18 protein-coding genes are annotated in these 18,041 nt (G+C 58.0%); 7 read left to right on the plus strand and 11 right to left on the minus strand.

The window, feature by feature from the left end:
* Positions 1 to 17 precede the first annotated feature (17 nt).
* Positions 18 to 905, plus strand: a complete 888-nt coding sequence (locus ACR0BF_RS15455) for a phosphotransferase (protein WP_480474176.1) — start codon at positions 18 to 20, stop codon at positions 903 to 905.
* On the opposite strand, the gene ACR0BF_RS15460 is transcribed toward ACR0BF_RS15455, so the two are convergent.
* The 5 genes from ACR0BF_RS15460 to ACR0BF_RS15480 form a co-directional block, all read right to left on the minus strand.
* Positions 898 to 2,202 carry an NAD(P)/FAD-dependent oxidoreductase gene (locus tag ACR0BF_RS15460; protein WP_480517897.1) on the minus strand — a complete coding sequence of 435 codons (1,305 nt, stop codon included), beginning with the start codon at positions 2,200 to 2,202 and terminating at the stop codon, positions 898 to 900. The two genes, ACR0BF_RS15455 and ACR0BF_RS15460, sit on opposite strands and share 8 nt — an antisense overlap.
* A complete protein-coding gene (locus ACR0BF_RS15465) occupies positions 2,199 to 3,017 on the minus strand; it encodes an ABC transporter permease (protein ID WP_480474178.1) in 819 nt (272 codons plus the stop codon). The genes ACR0BF_RS15460 and ACR0BF_RS15465 overlap by 4 nt, the downstream gene beginning before the upstream one ends.
* The gene (locus tag ACR0BF_RS15470; protein ID WP_480474179.1) at positions 3,014 to 3,904 is read right to left on the minus strand and encodes an ABC transporter permease subunit; all 891 of its coding nucleotides are present in this window, start codon (positions 3,902 to 3,904) and stop codon (positions 3,014 to 3,016) included. Before ACR0BF_RS15470 ends, ACR0BF_RS15465 begins: the two co-directional genes overlap by 4 nt.
* On the minus strand, positions 3,904 to 5,031 hold the full coding sequence (locus ACR0BF_RS15475) for an ABC transporter ATP-binding protein (RefSeq protein WP_480474180.1): 1,128 nt from the start codon (positions 5,029 to 5,031) through the stop codon (positions 3,904 to 3,906). Before ACR0BF_RS15475 ends, ACR0BF_RS15470 begins: the two co-directional genes overlap by 1 nt.
* 69 nt (positions 5,032 to 5,100) lie before the next feature.
* Entirely contained in the window at positions 5,101 to 6,186 is a 1,086-nt protein-coding gene (locus ACR0BF_RS15480) for a polyamine ABC transporter substrate-binding protein (RefSeq protein WP_480474181.1), read from the minus strand.
* Positions 6,187 to 6,326: 140 nt separating this feature from the next.
* On the opposite strand from ACR0BF_RS15480, the gene ACR0BF_RS15485 reads away from it, so the two are divergent.
* The gene (locus ACR0BF_RS15485; protein ID WP_480474182.1) at positions 6,327 to 7,010 is read left to right on the plus strand and encodes a GntR family transcriptional regulator; all 684 of its coding nucleotides are present in this window, start codon (positions 6,327 to 6,329) and stop codon (positions 7,008 to 7,010) included.
* A gap of 77 nt (positions 7,011 to 7,087) precedes the next feature.
* A complete protein-coding gene (locus tag ACR0BF_RS15490) occupies positions 7,088 to 8,485 on the plus strand; it encodes an aspartate aminotransferase family protein (protein ID WP_480625261.1) in 1,398 nt (465 codons plus the stop codon).
* A gap of 52 nt (positions 8,486 to 8,537) precedes the next feature.
* Here the strand turns inward: ACR0BF_RS15490 and ACR0BF_RS15495 are convergent, their stop codons facing one another.
* Positions 8,538 to 9,854: a lytic murein transglycosylase gene (locus tag ACR0BF_RS15495; RefSeq protein WP_480625262.1), complete on the minus strand. Its 1,317-nt coding sequence runs from the start codon at positions 9,852 to 9,854 to the stop codon at positions 8,538 to 8,540.
* Positions 9,855 to 9,916: 62 nt separating this feature from the next.
* Complete coding sequence (locus tag ACR0BF_RS15500) at positions 9,917 to 10,630, minus strand: helix-turn-helix transcriptional regulator (protein WP_480484146.1); 714 nt, start codon at positions 10,628 to 10,630, stop codon at positions 9,917 to 9,919.
* Positions 10,631 to 10,714: 84 nt separating this feature from the next.
* On the opposite strand from ACR0BF_RS15500, the gene ACR0BF_RS15505 reads away from it, so the two are divergent.
* Together ACR0BF_RS15505 and ACR0BF_RS15510 are read left to right on the plus strand one after the other, a co-directional pair.
* Complete coding sequence (locus tag ACR0BF_RS15505) at positions 10,715 to 11,413, plus strand: glutathione S-transferase family protein (RefSeq protein WP_480555001.1); 699 nt, start codon at positions 10,715 to 10,717, stop codon at positions 11,411 to 11,413.
* Positions 11,410 to 11,796: a DUF1801 domain-containing protein gene (locus ACR0BF_RS15510; RefSeq protein ID WP_480625263.1), complete on the plus strand. Its 387-nt coding sequence runs from the start codon at positions 11,410 to 11,412 to the stop codon at positions 11,794 to 11,796. Before ACR0BF_RS15505 ends, ACR0BF_RS15510 begins: the two co-directional genes overlap by 4 nt.
* On the opposite strand, the gene rnr is transcribed toward ACR0BF_RS15510, so the two are convergent.
* The 3 genes from rnr to dapE are packed head-to-tail and all read right to left on the minus strand — an operon-like array spanning position 11,787 to position 15,811.
* Positions 11,787 to 14,045, minus strand: coding sequence for a ribonuclease R (rnr, locus tag ACR0BF_RS15515; protein ID WP_480625264.1), 2,259 nt, complete (start codon positions 14,043 to 14,045; stop codon positions 11,787 to 11,789). The genes ACR0BF_RS15510 and rnr overlap by 10 nt on opposite strands.
* 47 nt (positions 14,046 to 14,092) lie before the next feature.
* Entirely contained in the window at positions 14,093 to 14,668 is a 576-nt protein-coding gene (locus ACR0BF_RS15520) for a TIGR04282 family arsenosugar biosynthesis glycosyltransferase (protein WP_480517911.1), read from the minus strand.
* Between the two features lie 3 nt (positions 14,669 to 14,671).
* Positions 14,672 to 15,811 carry a succinyl-diaminopimelate desuccinylase gene (dapE, locus tag ACR0BF_RS15525; RefSeq protein ID WP_480625265.1) on the minus strand — a complete coding sequence of 380 codons (1,140 nt, stop codon included), beginning with the start codon at positions 15,809 to 15,811 and terminating at the stop codon, positions 14,672 to 14,674.
* A gap of 209 nt (positions 15,812 to 16,020) precedes the next feature.
* Here dapE and ACR0BF_RS15530 point away from each other — a divergent pair, with 209 nt between their 5' ends.
* Complete coding sequence (locus tag ACR0BF_RS15530) at positions 16,021 to 17,079, plus strand: transporter substrate-binding domain-containing protein (protein ID WP_480484152.1); 1,059 nt, start codon at positions 16,021 to 16,023, stop codon at positions 17,077 to 17,079.
* On the opposite strand, the gene ACR0BF_RS15535 is transcribed toward ACR0BF_RS15530, so the two are convergent.
* On the minus strand, positions 17,076 to 17,420 hold the full coding sequence (locus ACR0BF_RS15535) for a hypothetical protein (RefSeq protein WP_209598381.1): 345 nt from the start codon (positions 17,418 to 17,420) through the stop codon (positions 17,076 to 17,078). The genes ACR0BF_RS15530 and ACR0BF_RS15535 overlap by 4 nt on opposite strands.
* Before the next feature lie 116 nt (positions 17,421 to 17,536).
* Between ACR0BF_RS15535 and ACR0BF_RS15540 the strand changes: the two genes are divergently transcribed.
* Complete coding sequence (locus ACR0BF_RS15540; protein WP_480625266.1) at positions 17,537 to 17,893, plus strand: cupin domain-containing protein; 357 nt, start codon at positions 17,537 to 17,539, stop codon at positions 17,891 to 17,893.
* The last annotated feature ends 148 nt before the right edge of the window (positions 17,894 to 18,041 follow it).

Below are 18,041 nucleotides of genomic sequence, written 5' to 3' on the forward strand. Positions count from 1 at the left end.
TTGACTCGCCAGAAGAAGTGAAAAGACCTCTGCCCAACCTGCCTGCCCCCCCTCATGATCTGGTTGAACACCTCAGCTCTCTTGGGCTGGTCAACATGTATGCGCAGTTCGAAATCCTGTATGGCGGTCGGACCAACAGGGTTTGGAAAGTGCTGGGGGACGACGGCGACAAAGTGCTGAAGCTTTACAGCCCGACCCTGCGCAACCCCTTGTTTCGAAATGATGCAAAGCTGGAAACCCTCTGCCTTAAGGCGCTTGGTCCGACCGGTTTTGTGCCAAGGCTGCGCGCCGCAGGACAGCACAAGGACGCGCATTGGGTGTTTTACGACCACGCACCCGGAACACCCTGGCGGAATGGCTCGGACAAGGTTGGTGAACTGCTGCGCAGGCTGCATTCGCTGCCCAACACCATTCCAGCGCCTGCCGGGTGCAACGGCAGCGCGGATCTGATGGCCCATGGGTACAGAATTCTGCAAGGGTGCAGGTCAGAAACCAGAAACGAATTGGCAGTATTGCAACCCTCGATATCTGTCCCCTCCACGACCAAGACTTGCCTGATCCATGGCGACCCGGTCGCTGGGAATATTCTGGTTGCATCCCGCGGCCTGACCTTGATCGACTGGCAATGCCCGGCCTTTGGCGACCCGTGCGAAGACCTTGCGATGTTTCTGTCCCCGGCGATGCAAAGGCTTTACCGGGGCTCACCTTTGTCGGACGCGGAAGAAGTTCAGTTTCTGTCCGCCTATCGCAGACCTGAGATTGTTTCCCGTTATCAACGGCTCAAGCCATGGTATGCTTGGCGCATGGCCGCTTATTGCCTGTGGCGCGCGGAAAACGGTGCACCCGACTATTCCGAAGGCTTGAAACTGGAAATCGAAACCCTGAAACCGAACGAATTCACCTGAGGTCCGAAAGCGCAAACAAGGCGTATGCCGGTGGCATCAATGCGCGACGCCAGCGGCCCAACGGAAACCGTTCAGGAGTTTGCCTCATCGGGGCTGGCAAACGGGCATCCTTGCCCAAAGCCAGCCGTGCCAATGCGCGTCCGCTGTATGTGCCCATAGCGACGCCGTTGCCATGATACGCAAATCCGGCAAACATGCCTGGCTGCATGGGCACGGCACCAACAAAAGGCATCAGGCTTCGCGAGAGGCACACCATACCTGACCAGATATGAGTCGCCTCAACCGCCGCCCAGGCCGGGAACATGCGTTTGAAATCCTGTTGAACCTTTGCCCGGATCGCGGCCTCGGACCGGGGCGACGATAACAAGCCGCCTCTCATTCCGAACAAAAAGCGCCCATCCGGCATCAGGCGAAAATAGTGCAGAAGATTACGCGTGTCGTAACATATCTGGTCCGAGTTCCAGCCCTGCGCCGATAGTTCAGCCTGGCTAAGCGGGCGCGTTACCATCACGGTCGATTGCGCGGGCAAGTAGCGTCCGGACATCCAATCGGGGATGTCTTCGCTAGAATACCCGTTGGTACAAATCAGCACGACCTGAGCGTTAACCTGCCCTGCGCTTGTTTGCAGTCTGAAGCCGGACGTTGTTTTTTCAATGTTCAGAACGGGGCTGTTCTGAAAGAAATTCACACCCGAAGCCGCCGCAGCGCTTGCCAACCCGAACAGGTATTTCCGGGGATTGAGCCCAAAGCCGACCGGCAGAGTATACCCTCCGAAGAATGCACCACACATACCAAGCGCTGGCAAATCAGCAGCTTGGTGCAGAATGCCGGTCTCGTCCGCGTGTCGGCGCAGGACATCCATCGCATGTCGCGAATGGGCCAGTTGGGTCTCACCATTGGAATGCGTATCCGCATCTATCCGATGCCGCGCCAGCAGATCGGCAACCAGCTGGACCGCGTCCTGTTCAGCCGTCTCATAGGCCTGCGCCGCTTCGCGGCCATAGCGGCGCACCATGGACTTTTGCCCTAGCTTCGATCCGCCAAGACAGCAGAAACCGCCATTGCGACCTGATGCGCCCCACCCCGGTGGGCCTGCCTCGAGCACAGCAACCGAGGTCGCGTTTTCAGCCAGATGCAAAGCCGCTGAGACCCCTGTAAAGCCGCCACCGACGATGGCGACATCAACGTTCAGATCGCCCTGAAACTCTGGCCAGTTCGGGTTTGCAATGGTCTCGTCCCACCAGCAACCATCACGAGGACCCGCACCATAGGTGTATTCGGGAAATATCCGTTTCATTCGGTGCGCGCAGCGGCCTGCTCGTCCTGCCGTTGACGCATCATGGCGCGCTTGGTCACAAGTGAGGCCGTTATCACCCCAACCGTCACGACCGCAATCATGATCGTCGACAGCGCGTTTATCTCGGGGCTGACGCCCAGCCGCACGGCCGAAAAGATCTTGATCGGCAGGGTCGTCGCCGACGGGCCCGATGTGAACGACGCTATAACCAGATCATCCAGCGACAATGTGAAAGCCAGCAGCCAGCCCGAGATTACCGCAGGCGCGATAATCGGTAGGGTGACCAGACCAAAGGCCTGCGCGGGTGAACAACCCAGATCCAAAGCGGCTTCTTCCAGCGATTTGTCGAATGTCACAAGCCGTGACGAGACGACAACCGACACAAAACACATCGAAAATGTTGTGTGAGCCAGAACGATGGTCAGGATACCCCGGTCCAGCCCGATCCCGATAAAGAGCAACAGCAGCGACAGGCCGGTGATCACCTCGGGCATCACAAGCGGAGCGTAGATCATGCCGGAAAACAGTGTCCGACCAAAGAACCGCTTGCCCCTGACAAGCACATAAGCGGCCGCAGTCCCCAGAATGGTTGCCAATGTCGAAGAAAACACCGCAACCCGGACCGTGACCCATGCGGCATCCAGAAATGCCTCGTTCTGAACCAGTTCGCCATACCATTTGGTCGAAAACCCGGCCCAAACCGTGACCAGCTTGCTTTCGTTAAAGCTGAAGATGATCAGGATGATCATCGGAATATACAGGAACGCAAAACCCAGCGTCAGCGAAACCGTATTGAACCAGCTTAATCTGTTCATCCGTCAGCCTCCGCCTGTTTCTGCTGGTTGCGCTGGAATAGCACGATGGGAACGACCAGTATAAGCAACAGCACGATCGCGACGGCACTTGCCACGGGCCAGTCTCGGTTCGAGAAGAACTCTTCCCACAACACCTTGCCGATCATCAGCGTGCCGGACCCACCCAGCAGTGACGGGATCACAAACTCGCCGATCACGGGGATCATCACCAGAAAACAACCTGCGATGATGCCCGGTCTGGACAGTGGAACGGTGACCAGCCAGAAGGCTTGTGCCCTCGAGCAGCCCAAATCCTCGGCCGCCTCGATCAGCGAGCCGTCCATACGTTCCAATGACGAATAAATCGGTAGGATCATGAACGGGAGATAGGTGTAAACAATACCGATATAGACGGCAGTCGAGGTGTTCAGGATCGTCAAAGGCGTCGAAATGATACCCGTCCACAGAAGCAGTTGATTAAGGTACCCTTCATTCGACAGAATGCCCATCCAAGCATAAACCCGGATCAAGAATGACGTCCAGAAAGGCAGGATCACCAGCATCATCAGCGTTGGGCGCCATTCCTCGGGCGCACGGGCCATCCCATAGGCGATGGGATAGCCAACCAGCAAAGTCAGGAAGGTTGAGATCAAAGCGATCTTGACGCTGGACAGATACGCTTTCCAATACAGGTCGTCCTCGGTCAGCCAGACGAAGTTTTCAAGATCAAGCTGGCTGAAGAACTCTTTGATCCCCGCCCAACCAGCGGAAAAATCCAGTGTCGGTGTGTAGGGCGGGATCGCAAGCGCGGTATCCGACAGCGAAATCTTCAGAACGATGAAGAATGGCACCATGAACAGCGCCAACAGCCAGACATAAGGTATGGCGATCAGAACAGCGCGGCGCATCAGTCGACCAGCAGAACCGCAGCGGTGGCCGTCCAGGACAGCCAGACCGGGTCTTCCCAGGTGAATGAACGGCGCGAGATGCGGCGGGTGTTGGCCGTCTGCGCCTTGATGATTGTGCCGTTTGCAAGTTCAACGTGATAAGTGGACAGATTGCCCAGATACGCGATGTCATGAACCTTGCCTTGCACCGCATTCACTGCATCCGCCGGACGCTCAGCCGAGATTGTCACTTTTTCCGGCCGGATCGCCAGATGACACAACTGACTGTTTTCAAAGTTCTTCGCTGACGCGGCAGTCAGCGGCGCTTGCCCTTCGGCCCAGTCTACCTGATAGGTATCTTCTCCGACAGATGTCGCGCGCCCTTCAATGATGTTCACGTCCCCGATAAAATCAGCGACATAGACCGAGGCAGGATTTTCATAAATCCGGTCCGGAGTGGCAACCTGCATAAGCTGACCCTGATCCATCACCGCCACACGGCTGGCGACTGTCATGGCCTCTTCCTGATCGTGCGTAACGATCACGAATGTGGTGCCGGTTTTTTCCTGAATATCCATCAGTTCGAATTGGGTATCCTGGCGCAATTTCTTGTCCAGTGCGCCCAGCGGTTCATCCAGCAGCAAAAGCTTGGGTGCCTTGGCAAGCGAGCGCGCCAGCGCCACACGCTGCCTCTGCCCACCCGAAATCTGATGCGGTTTACGGCGGGCGAACTGTTCAAGCCGGGTCAGGCGCAGCATTTCTTCGACCCGGTCTTCCAGATCATGTTTGGGCATTCTGTCCCGGCGCAGGCCAAAGGCGATGTTTTCCCAGACGCTAAGATGCGGAAAAAGGGCATAGGACTGGAACATCATGTTTACGGCACGCTTATTGGGCGGGATTGGGTCGATATCCTTCCCTCCAAGCAGGATTTGGCCTTCGGTCGGTGTTTCGAACCCGGCCAGCATCCGCATCATCGTCGTTTTGCCACATCCAGACGGACCAAGCAGGGCAAAGAACTCTCGCTCGAAGATATCCAGAGACAGGTTGTCGATGGCAGTAAATTCACCAAAACGCTTGGTCACGTTTCGGAACTGGATCAAGGGTTTCGCCTGCGGGTCATCCCATGGCGCAAAGACGTCAGAATTCACTACGGCCCTCGTTCGAATAGCTGAAAAGAGAGGCAAGGCGGCGGCGCCGCCCTGCCGGTGCAATTCGGATCAGGTGCCCGATTTGACCTTGGTCCACAGACGCGTCACGACCCGCTGCGTTTTCGCCGGATAAGGTGTCGTGATGTACAGGTTCTGCATCGTGGCATCATCCGGGTAGATGGCCGGATCGCCGATCACGTCCTCTTCCAGAAATTCCTGAGACGCTTTGTTGCCGTTGGCGTAATACACATAGTTCGATGCCGCCGCCATGTTGTTGGCGTCCAGAATGAAGTTAAGGAACGTGTGTGCGCCTTCGGGATTTGGAGCATCGACAGGAATTGCCATCTGGTCGAACCACATCAGTGACCCTTCGGCGAAGGGGTGATACTCGATCTCCACCCCGTTATCTGCCTCTGCGGCACGGTCGCGTGCCTGAAGGATGTCACCCGACCAGCCAACAGCAACGCAGATGTCGCCATTTGCCAGCGCATTGATATATTCCGAGCTGTGGAATTTCTGGATATGCGGGCGGACTGCTGTCAGAACCGCTTCGGTCTTGCCGATCACGTCCGCGTCGTGGCTGTCAGGGTTTTCTCCAAGGTATTGCAGCACCATGGGAATGATCTCGGCCGGGGCATCCAGGAAATGCACACCGCAAGTGGCCAGCTTTTCCATGTTCTCGGGTTTCAGGACCAAGTCCATGCTGTTCAGGGCAATGTCGTCGCCCAGAACCTCTTTGACCTTACCGACATTCACGCCGATCCCGGTTGTTCCCCACATATAGTTGATCGAATACGCGTTGTCCGGGTCATAACCGGCAGTTCGCTCTTCGATTACATCCCAAAGGTTTCCGGCGTTCGAAAGCTTGCTTTGGTCCAGCTGCTGAAACGCGCCGGCCTGGATCTGGCGCTGAAGGAATGTACCTGACGGTACAACCACATCATAGCCCGAGCCACCGGCCAGCATCTTGGTTTCCAGAACCTCGTTGCTGTCGAACACGTCATAGATCAGGGTCAGACCTGTTTCTGCTTCGAACTTGCTCAGCAGTTCTTCGTCGATGTAGTCGGACCAGTTGTAAACACGCACCTCTTCGGCAAATGCCGCCGAAGTCCCCAATGCGATGACCGCTGTCATGGTCAGCGTTTTGATTGTCATATTCTTCTCCCTGCAAGTGTACGGGTATTTTCCCGTTTTTTTGGATTTGATCAAGTTTTGCGTTTTCCCTCGATCCAGCGTATGGTTTCACGTGGCCAGTCACCTGACAAGTCAGGCTTAGTCGAAATAGGAAGAACCAATTGGATTTGATCAAAAATAAGGCATATGCGCCGTCGACCGAAGGGGGCAAACAACCCGCGCATGAGCAGGTTTACCAAACACTCAGATCACAGATTCTGTTCGGTGAACTGGTCCCAGGTCAGCCCGTCACAATCCAGGGTCTGACTGATTCGCTGGGTGTTGGGATGACTCCGGTCCGCGAAGCGATTCGCCGGTTGATCTCGGATGGAGGGTTGGTTTTCCAGGGCAATCGGCGCGTCAGTGTACCGTTGTTGAACTCCAACGATATTGAAGAGATGATCTTCGCCAGAATTTCAATAGAATCAGAGCTTTCCAGACGTGCAACCGCCAACCTGAAAACGCAGGACATTGATCACTTGGAACGCCTGGACAGGCATTTGGATCGCATGATCGCCGATGGAGATGTCGGTGGCTATCTGCGTTTGAACCAGGCTTTTCACGAAACGCTGTATTCTTACGCAAACGCGCCGATCCTCAGTGACCTAGCCGAAAGACTTTGGTTGCGGTTTGGCCCCTCTTTGCGTGTTGTCTGCGGGCGCTTCGGCACGCAGAGCCTTCCGGATCGGCACAAGGACATTATTGCCGCTTTGCGCGTCGGTGACGCTGAAATGACCGCAAAGGCAACCGCCCAGGACATCGAACAAGGCATGGACCTGATGGCGGAAGCATTGACGTCCGTCTGATTCAGCCTGATTCGATTGACACGAAAAAATTTGATCATATTGTGTTCGCCAACTGCGTTCTTGAAGGAGATTCTCCGATGTCTATCATCACCAACCATATGCCGACCGCCGAGTTGCAGGCGCTGGATGCGGCGCATCACATTCACCCCTTCTCGGCCAATGGTGCGCTGGGGAAGGAAGGGGCGCGCGTGATCACACGTGCCACTGGCGTTTATCTGACTGACAGCGAAGGCGAAGAAATTCTGGACGCGATGGCGGGCCTGTGGTGCGTCAATATCGGGTACGGGCGTGATGAGCTGGCTGATGTTGCCGCGCGCCAGATGCGCGAGCTGCCCTATTACAACACCTTCTTCAAAACGACCCACGTCCCGGCGATTGCTTTGGCTGCCAAGATTGCAGAACTGGCTCCGGGCGACCTGAACCATGTCTTTTTCGCAGCAGGCGGGTCCGAGGCAAACGATACCAATATCCGCCTCGTGCGCACCTACTGGGCCCAGAAGGGCCAGCCTGACAAGAACATCATCATCAGCCGAAAGAACGCCTATCACGGCTCATCCGTGGGCTCGGCCTCGCTGGGTGGTATGGCCGGGATGCACGCACAGGGTGGCATTCCGATCCCGAACATCCACCACATAAACCAACCCAACTGGTGGGCCGAAGGCGGCGACATGTCGCCCGAAGAATTCGGTCTGGCCCGCGCGCGCGAACTGGAAGAGGCGATTGAGGAGTTGGGCGAAGACCGGGTAGCCGCCTTTATCGCCGAGCCGGTTCAGGGTGCAGGCGGTGTGATTGTCGCGCCCGATACATACTGGCCGGAAATTCAGCGTATCTGCGACAAGTACGATATCTTGCTGATAGCTGACGAGGTCATCTGCGGATTTGGCCGGACAGGCAACTGGTTCGGGTCGCAAACCGTTGGCATCAAGCCGCATATCATGACCATCGCCAAGGGCCTTAGCTCGGGCTATGCGCCCATCGGCGGGTCCATCGTGAACGACGAAATCGCCGAAGTGATTGGCGGTACCGAATTCAACCACGGCTATACCTATTCCGGCCACCCGGTCGCGGCTGCCGTGGCATTGGAGAACCTGCGCATCCTCGAAGAAGAGAAGATCGTTGAGCATGTGCGCGACGTTGCCGCCCCCTATCTGAAAGAAAAGTGGGAAGCACTGGCAGATCATCCGCTGGTGGGTGAGGCCAAGATCGTTGGCATGATGGCCTCCATCGCGCTGACCCCGGACAAAGCCAGCCGCGCCAAATTCGCATCCGAACCCGGCACGGTCGGCTATATCTGCCGTGATCGGTGCTTTGCCAATAACCTGATCATGCGCCATGTCGGCGACCGGATGATCATCTCACCCCCGCTGATCCTGACGCCTGCGGATATCAACGAGATGTTCGTGCGGATCTACAAGTCGCTGGACGAAGCACAGGCCGAGATCATTGCGCAGGGGCTGATGAAAGCCGCATCCTAACTCAGCGATTTATGCATCTTAAAAGGCGGTCCATATGGGCCGCCTTTTTTTGTCATCGCAACCGCTCCAGCAGGTTTGGCGTGGGGTATCCGTCCGGGACCAACCCTTGCGCCAGTTGATACGCTCGAACCGCGTTGATCGTATTTGGCCCAGTGCGCCCGTCGACACCCTTTGTGTCAAAGCCCGCATCCGTCAGACGTGTCTGAAGTTCCTTTTTCTCGGCAAAGCTCAGCACCCGATCGCCGCGCGGCCAGTCAGATTGAAACGGTGCGCCCCCCGCAAGCCGGTCGGACAGATACCCGATGCCGATCACATAGGCATCGGCCCCGTTATACGCCTCGATCACGTTGAAATTGTCAAAAATCATCAGCGCGACGCCCTGACTTCCGGCCGGAAGCAGGATCGCGGCCTTCCCATGATCCGGCACGACGGTGCCATCCCGCGCCACGACACCCTGTGCAGCCCATTCGGACGGCATCAGCGTTAAATCACGACGGGCTGAGGCGTAATCGAAATCCGTGGGCAGACGCACCTCCACGCCCCACGGCTGACCCTTCGTCCAACCATGCCGCGCCAGATAAGACGCCGCCGAAGCCAGCGCATCCGTCGGGTCATCCGACCAGATGTCGCGCCTGCCATCACCGTCGAAGTCTACCGCGTGATCCAGATATGACGTGGGCATGAATTGCGTATGCCCCATTGCGCCCGCCCAACTGCCAAGCATGTTGCCGGCACTGATATCACCAGCCTGCACAATCCGCAGGGCAGCGACCAACTGCGTTTCAAAGAATTGTGCCCGCCGCGCATCAAAGGCTAGCGTCGCCAATGAACGAAGCGTTGGACTGCTGCCGCGATAAGACCCGAAAGAGGTTTCAAGTCCCCAGATGGCTGTGACCACCTCTTTTTCGACGCCGTATTCAGCCTCGATCCGGTTCAACACCTGCCGATGCCGCTGCAGGGCGGCGCGCCCATTCGACAGGCGCGTTTCCGAAACTGCGGTCTCAAGATACTCCCAGATGGGTTTCGAAAACTCCGCCTGATCACGATCCCGTTCCAGGACATCTTCGTCATAGCTCATGCCCGAAAACACTTGAGTCAGTGTTCCCTGCGAAATGCCCTGCCGCCGCGCGCGGCCCTGAAACGCGCCAAGCCAGGTCTGAAACCGTGCCGTTGTCGCAGAAGCCACGGGCAAGGCCTCAGTCAACGGGCGCGGGACCGGACGGATTGATACGGTCACATCCGCCGAAGCCAGTTGCAACGCATCGCGCGATATCCCGCTGTCTGCCCATCTGGTGTTCTCTGTTGTTTCCGCCTGCACTATGGATGCCCACAATGCGACGGTCATGACGCCGCCTACGCATTTTCGCATTCCGTTTTTCCTGATTACTGCTCGGCCACAGGGTAGCGCAAAATCGGAAATTCACAAAGAGCTCAGACGTTCGCCTCACGCTCCTGCGCGGCACGCTCTGCCCGAATGCGTTCCAATGCTTCGCGCAGCAGGGGCACGCGGTTCGGCCTGAAACTTTGTTCCGTCACTGACATGTCCTGCAAGCGATCCAACCGGAAAACGCGAAAATCCTGTCGCAGGTGGCACCAGCCCAACAACACGTTCGAGTGATCCAGATAGACGATGCTCAACGGGTTGACGCGCCTGTGCGTAGCATCGCCTTTCGCGTCCGTATAGAAAAACTCAACCGCGCGCTCATCCCACGTCGCCTGCCGCAGAGTGGCCACGTCAATCGTGGGTTCAGGCGGGCGGTTGAACCGCGTAGCAGCCAGAACCGCATGGCTGAGCCGGTGGGACTGGCGTTGCGGCAAGCGTCCCTGAAGTTTCCGCAGGGCCGTGCCCGCTGCGCCCGACAAAGCCGGATCGCCAATCACCTGAACTTCGCGCAGGCCCAGAACCAACGCTTCAAGCTCATCATCAGTGAACCCCAATGGGGGCAGGGTTGCGTCCTCGATCAGCGTAAAGCCAAACCCCGCTTCGCCATCGATCACGGCACCCAGTCCGCGCAATGCATCAATATCCCGATGAATTGTTCGGGCCGAAACACCCAAATCCTGCGCCAACTGTTCGGATGTTCTGGGCGAAGGGCCAGAACGCAGGGCTTGCATCAGTTGGAACAAACGGGCGGTGCGGGACATGATGTATTATAGCTTATCCCTAATGACAGAAACTGTCATTAGGTCCCGATACTCAGTCAGCACCCCATAACACGGAGCCTTATAATGCTGACCCTTCTCACCTTCCCCTCTGCCTTCGGCCTGTTCAGTGCCAGCCCCTTCTGTGTCAAGACAGCATTGATGCTTCAGCAGTCCGGCCAGACCTGGCAGCGCTCGGACATGCTTGACCCCCGCAAGATGCCCCACCAGAAGCTGCCCGTTTTGCGGACGCCGGAACGCCTAGTCCCGGACAGCGACCTGATCCGCGATTGGTTGGAACAGCAGGGCGCGGATTTCGACAAAGGGTTGACGGATGTCGAAAAGGCGCAGTCCCGCGCCCTGGTGCGCATGGCCGAAGAGCATCTGTATTTTCACATCGTTCTGGATCGCTGGGGCAATGACCAAGTCTGGCCGATCTTGCGAGATACGTTCTTTACCGGAATTCCGGCGTTGATCCGAAAACCCGCATCCAATGCGATCCGGAAATCCGTTCTGAAGGGGATCACGTCGCAGGGAATCGGGCGGTTTTCGCTGTCCGAACGGCTGGACCGGATCGAACGTGACCTCGAGGCGATCTCGGCCTATCTGTGGCAATCCTCTTTCCTGCTTGGGGACCGGCCGACATCTGCGGACATGAGCGTTGGTCCAATGCTTGCCGCAATGCGCGCCACACCTGCGGACACCCCCCTGACCCGCCGGATCAAACAGGATAACCTGCTAAACAGCTACGTGGATCGGTTGGAACAGGCGATACCAATTGCATGAAACCCTTTGAAAACCCTTTGGTCGCTTCGGCCTTTGAAGCCCTGCCCCCGCAAACCCGTGCGGGGGCTCTGGCCTTGCGGGCGCTTGTGTTTGACACGGCAGCCTCTCTGCCTGCCGCCCCCACGGTGCAAGAGGAGCTGCGGTGGGGTCAGCCCGCCTATCTTGCGCCCAAGGGGTCAACGATCCGGCTGGGCGCGCACAAGTCGGCAAGTTTCGCCTTGTTTGTGCACTGCCAAACCCGGTTGATAAGCGATTTCACATCCGCCTTTCCGGGCGAGGATCAGATAGATGGGAACCGTGCCGTTCTGTTTGATGACACTACACAAATCGATCCAACACGCCACGGAAGGCTGATTGCCCGGGCGTTGACCTATCACCTCTGACGGCGTTTGCGTTCGACCTTGCGCTTGATCTTGTCTTTCTTGCGCTTGGTGCTGATCGCTTTGCGCCGGGATGATCGCCCTTTTGGCCCCTGTCCGCGCGGCAGGGCCTGGTCGTCAATGGACAGCAGCTCCAGCTCCAACCCGCCGGTCACTGGTGTCGCTTCGGTCAGTCGAACGGTGACACGTTGACCAATGGCGATAGTCAGCCCCGTGTCCGCCCCCATAAGTGTCCCGGCCTCGCGGTCGAAATGGAAAAACTCGCGCCCAAGTGATCGCACCGGAACCAAGCCATCCGCACCGGTTTCGTCCATTTTGACAAAAGCACCAAACCGGGCAATGCCGCTGATCCGGCCCGTGAATTCATTGCCGACCCGCTCGCTCAGATACGCGGCCAGATAGCGGTCAGTCGTGTCCCGTTCAGCCATCATGGATCGGCGTTCAGTATCCGAGATATGAGTGGCCGTTTCTTCGAGCCGGGTAATCTCGTCTTCTGTCAAACCGTCCGTGCCCCAACCGTGGGCCGAGATCAGCGCCCGATGCACGACCAGATCGGCATAGCGCCGGATAGGAGAGGTGAAATGCGCGTAGTTCCGCAGCGCCAGCCCGAAATGGCCGAAGTTTTCTGGGTTGTAATATGCCTGTGCCATTGACCGCAGAGTGGTCAGGTTGATCAGTTCCGCATCCTCGGTCCCGGCGGCGGCGTTCAGCAGCGCATTCAGGTGGCGGGTTTGCAGCACCTGCCCCTTGGCGAGGTTCAATCCGGCAGCCTGCGCCGTTTCCCGCAGGCTTTCCAGTTTCTCGGGCGCGGGTTCCTCGTGCACGCGGAACAGCAGCGGACGGCGCTTGGCGATCAGTGTCTCCGCAGCCGAGACATTGGCGAGGATCATGAACTCTTCGATCAACCGATGCGCATCCAACCGGTCACGGAACGCCACGCTTTCAACATGACCCGTTTCGCTGAGCACGATCTTACGCTCGGGCAGGTCCAGTTCCAGTGGCTGTCGCACAGCCCGCGCTTTCTTCAGCGCGGCATAGGCGGCATAAAGCGGTTTCAAGACCGTCTCCAGCAATGGCCCGGTGCGGTCGTTCGGGTTGCCGTCGATGGCCTCCTGCACTTCGGCATAGTTCAGCGACGCGACCGAACGCATCAACCCCCGCACGAAACGATGACCAATCTTGTTACCGTCCGCGTCAATCTGCATCCGCACAGCGATACAGGCACGCGGGACGCCTTCATGGAGGGAACACAGATCACCCGACAGCCGATCAGGCAGCATCGGGACCACTCGGTCAGGGAAATAACTTGAATTGCCCCGCTTGCGCGCCTCGCGGTCCAGGGCCGAGCCGGGCAGCACATAAGCAGCAACATCGGCGATAGCGACCCAGATCACATGTCCACCAGGGTTCTTGGGGTCTTCATCCGCGTGCGCGTAGCAGGCATCATCACGATCACGCGCATCCGAGGGGTCGATGGTCAGCAGCGGCATGTCCCGCAGGTCCTCGCGGCCCTTCAGGCCAACGGGTTTGGCATTGTCTGCTTCGGCTATGACCTTGTCGGGAAAGTCATCCGGGATACCGTGCTGATGGATCGCGATCAGCGAAACAGCCTTGGGCGCGGTCGGATCACCCAACCGTTCAACAATGCGGGCGCGTGGCAGGCCCATGCGATTTTTTGGCCCGGCCTGTTCGGCCTCGACCAATTCGCCGTCTTTGGCACCATGCACCGCGCCATCGGCAACCAGCCATTCGGTCTGGCCTGCCTTGTCGATAGGGACGATTCTGCCCCCTTCGGCCCCTTTACGGAATATGCCCACGATCTTGCGCGGGTTGGTTCCGATCCGGCGGATCAGACGCGCTTCGTAATTGTGATCTTCCTCGTGCACGACGGTCAGGCGGGCCAGAATACGGTCACCCTCACCCAGGGCCGGGTCGCTGGCCCGCGCGATGATGAGAACGATGGGCTCGACCCCTTCGCCATGCCATTCCAGTGGTCGGGCGAACAGATCACCATCGGCATTCGGCTCTTTCACCTGCAAGACACTGACAGGTGGAAGACGGTCCGGATCGCGATAGCTGCGTTTGCGTTTTTCAAGATGCCCTTCGGCCTCAAGCTCTTTGAGGATGCGCTTGAGGTCAATACGATCCGCGCCCTTGATGCCAAAGGCTTTGGCGATATCGCGTTTCGAGGTCAGGGTGGGGTTCGCCGAGATCCAGTCAAGGACCTCCTGCTTGGTGGGGATGCGAGTCATGCTTCCGGCGTAGCACGCGTTTGCGACCGCGTCATGACCAAAAAATCTCAGGGCTTCAGATCAGCGACCGTATCCACATCGCGCAGCTGGTCCAGCAGGGTCACACGGCAGTTTGGGATTGAGGCAAGTGTGTCGGCCAATGCATGTTCTGTGGACCAGCGCACATCGTGGAACAGACCTGCGGGCAGCGCGCCATAGCGCTGCGCACCGACCAGCCAATAGCCGCCATCCGGCGCGGGGCCGAACACCATCTGGGTTCGCCTAAGCGCACCAAAAGCGCGGGCTATATGTGCACGCGAAATACCCGGAATATCCGCTCCGATCAGGCAAACCGGCCCCTTGGGCATTCCGCGCAACATCCGTCTCATCCGGTCCCCCAGATCGCCGGACCCCTGCGGCGCGCGCGGCAGATCAACGGGCCAGATACGGCTTGCAAGACCTTCTGCATCGGGCGACACGGCCAGCACGATCTGCCAGCGAGGGTCACGCAGCTTTCGGATCAAAGCGCGGGTCTGGTGCCGAAACCACCACGCGGCACCAACCATGCCGATATCACGCCCCAGCCGCGTCTTGACACGGCCCGGTCGAGGTTCCTTGACCATGATCACCAATGTGCGCTGCATGGATCAGGCGAAATAATCCGTCAGGATACGGGTATAGATCGATTTGAGTTGCTTGATCTGCGCAACCTCAACGCACTCGTCCACCTGATGCATCGTGCGCCCGACCAAGCCGAACTCCACCACCGGACAATGGTCTTTGACAAAGCGCGCATCCGAGGTGCCGCCGGTTGTCGACAGTTCAGGCGTAACGCCGGTTTCGGTTTCGACCGCTTTGGCCACCAGATCCGACAAAGGCCCTGGTGGGGTCAGAAAACTTTCACCCGATATGCTGATCGTGACACCGATGTCGACACCGTATTGGGCTGCCACCTGATCCGCCTCTGATTGCAACCAGTCACTCAGGCTGGCCCCGGAATGCAGATCGTTAAAGCGGATATTGACCGCGCCGCTGCATTGCGACGGGATCACGTTGGTTGCGGCGTTTCCGGTGTCGATAGTGACAACAGCCAGTGTTGAGGCGTCGAAATGGTCCGTGCCCTGATCCAGTTCATGGCTGGCAAGCCGATCCATCAGCCGCGCCATGGCGGGCAGAGGGTTTTTGGCCCGATGGGGATAAGCCGAATGTCCCTGAACACCTGTAATCTTAAAACATGCAGTCATTGAGCCCCGACGGCCGATCTTGATCATCTCGCCCATTTTGTTCGGGCATGTTGGCTCACCCACCAGACAGACCGACATACGCTCTCCGGCGCCTTCCATGTAATCGAGAAGCGCAGTGGTGCCGTCCAACGCATCGCCTTCCTCATCACCGGTAATCGTCAGGACAATTGCCCCATCCGGCGGGGTGTCACGCACGAAATCCACTGCGGCAGCCGCAAAAGCCGCAACACCGGATTTCATATCGGTAGTACCGCGCCCATACATCACCCCATCCCGCACTTCGGCCCCGAAAGGCGGCGCAGTCCAGGCAGCTTCGTCGCCGACAGGGACGACGTCTGTGTGACCGTTAAATCCGAAACTACGCGCATGACCTTTCTGCCCCCAACGCGCGAACAGGTTACTGATGCCGCCGCGATCGACACGCGAGCATTCGAAACCTGCCTCCGACAGCACTGTCTCAAGCAAAACAAGTGCTCCGCCCTCTGAAGGTGTGACCGAAGGGCAACGGATCAGTTCGGCTGTCAATTGGACGGGATCAGTCATGCGGGGACCTCTGAAACTGTGTCTGACGCGGGTTCGCGCACAGATTCAACGATTTGGCCGGTTTTCCAACCCCAATCCGTAAAAAAACGGTCATCCGAATATGTAGATGTCAAAGCGGCACCCCAATAAAACATGGAACTTTACCCTGCGACCACCTTGCCGCCCGCCACAAATTCGCGTTACAGGGCCGCGAAACAGGTGAATTGAATATGAAGCGCGCCTTCTTCGCACTGATCTGCCTGACTTTCGCCGTCATCGCACAGCAAAGCCTGGCACAGTCCCTTTCGGTCACAACCGTGACCCGCCCGCCATTTTCCTATGTCGAGGATGGCGACGAAACCGGTTTCTCTATGGATTTGCTGGCGGCCCTGGCCGAGGCTCTGAACTGGGACTACACGGTCAACCGCGTCGAGGCGTTTTCTGACATGTTGGGTGCCGTGCAGAGCGGATCTGCAGACCTTGCCATCGCCAATATCTCGATCACCGCCCTGCGCGAAACGCAAATGGACTTTTCTCAGCCGATCTTTGAAGCGGGTCTTCAGATCATGGTACCCTCGGACGCGGTACGAAAACCATCGCTGTTGCAGGCCCTGCTCTCGAAAGAACTGTTCATCGCCATAGGGCTGGCCTTTGCCATTCTCCTCGGTGGCGGCATGCTGATGTGGAGCTTTGAACGCCGCGCCCAACCCTATTTCGACCGCGACTTGAACGAAGCGTGGTTCCCATCGTTCTGGTGGGCGCTGAACTTGGTTGTGAATGGCGGGTTCGAAGAGCGAATGCCGCGCACTCCGTTCGGTCGAATGTTGGGTGTCGTGCTGGTGGTGTCATCCTTGTTCATCGTTTCGGTGTTCACCGCCCGTATCACCTCGGTCATGACTGTGGACGCCATCACCGGCAGCGTGAATTCGGTGAACGACCTGTACGGCAAGACTGTCGGGACAATATCAGGGTCGACTGCGGCAAGTTTTCTGAACCGGCGCGAGATCGAGTTTACCAGCTATCCGGGGTTGAATGAGATGCTGGACGCTTTCAAGGCCGAAGATCTGGATGCCGTCGTATTCGACGCGCCGATCCTGTCCTATTTTGCGGCCCATGAAGGGCGGCGCATTGCGTCGATGACAGGTGGTGTTTTCCTGCGCGAAAACTACGGCATCGCTTTCCCGACCGGATCACCACTGGTCGAGGATGTAAACCAGGCATTGCTTGGCTTGCGCGAAGACGGAACCTATGACGAAATCTATCGCAAGTGGTTCGGATCGCGGAACTAGGCCTGCGCCTCGTCTCCGAAAAACGGTGTCATCTGCGCGACGATCACTGCGTTTTCATCCAATGCTCTTTGCATCAGCGCACGTTCGTCCGCCTCGATATCGTGACCTTGCGCTTCACGCTCGGCCAATGTGCCGTATCCGGTGACATCCAGCGGTGCAGTGTCGGCCTGCTTCAGGATCGCGACCGTCTCACGCACGGCCTCGGCCTCATCCACGCCGCTGGCATAGCACATTAGCGCCGCGCCGGTTGCCCCATCAGGCAGCCCGTCGCCCTCCTTGCGGCCAATCTGGACCAGAAGGGTATAGACTTGCTGACGCGAGGGTTTCTTTTGCTTCTCCATGCACCGGGCCATAGCCCCGCGCCGGTTCGCGGTCAAGCAGCCAACAATTGCAGGAGCCCCGCCTTGCGCCCATAGTACCCGGAATAAACCGATCCCGGATACCAAAGGACGCCTTCATGCCCTACCCAGATTTCATAGCGAGTTTTCCCAGCCTCGACGTACCGTTCCCCGACGACGTGGTGCAAACGGCCGTGATCCGGTCGGATGCAGGATTGGTGGCGTTCTTTACGTTTCTTCAGGATTTCGAATTGCCCTTACATTCTCACAAAGCCCAATGGGGCATAGTGGTGGAGGGTGAGATTGAATTGACCATCGACGGGCAGACCCGGACCTACCGCTCGGGCGACAGGTATTCGATCCCATCAGGCGTGGAACATGGCGGCAAAATCAAGGCTGGCACACGGGTCATAGATGTTTTCGAGGAACCGGACCGATATCCGATCAAGGGATTAGCTGGGCGAGAGACTCAGTGAACGCGAGTCTCGGCCTCCCTCATTGATTGAAGGCCTCCGGCCCGAAAAGCTGTTGAGTTGAATCCGGCGGCGATGGTGAAACCGAAGGCAACGGTGAATCCGAAGGCGGCAGCGAAACCGAAAGTGCTGAAGTAAACACAGGAAGCAC

It is taken from the genome of Ruegeria sp. AG7 (assembly GCF_056541545.1).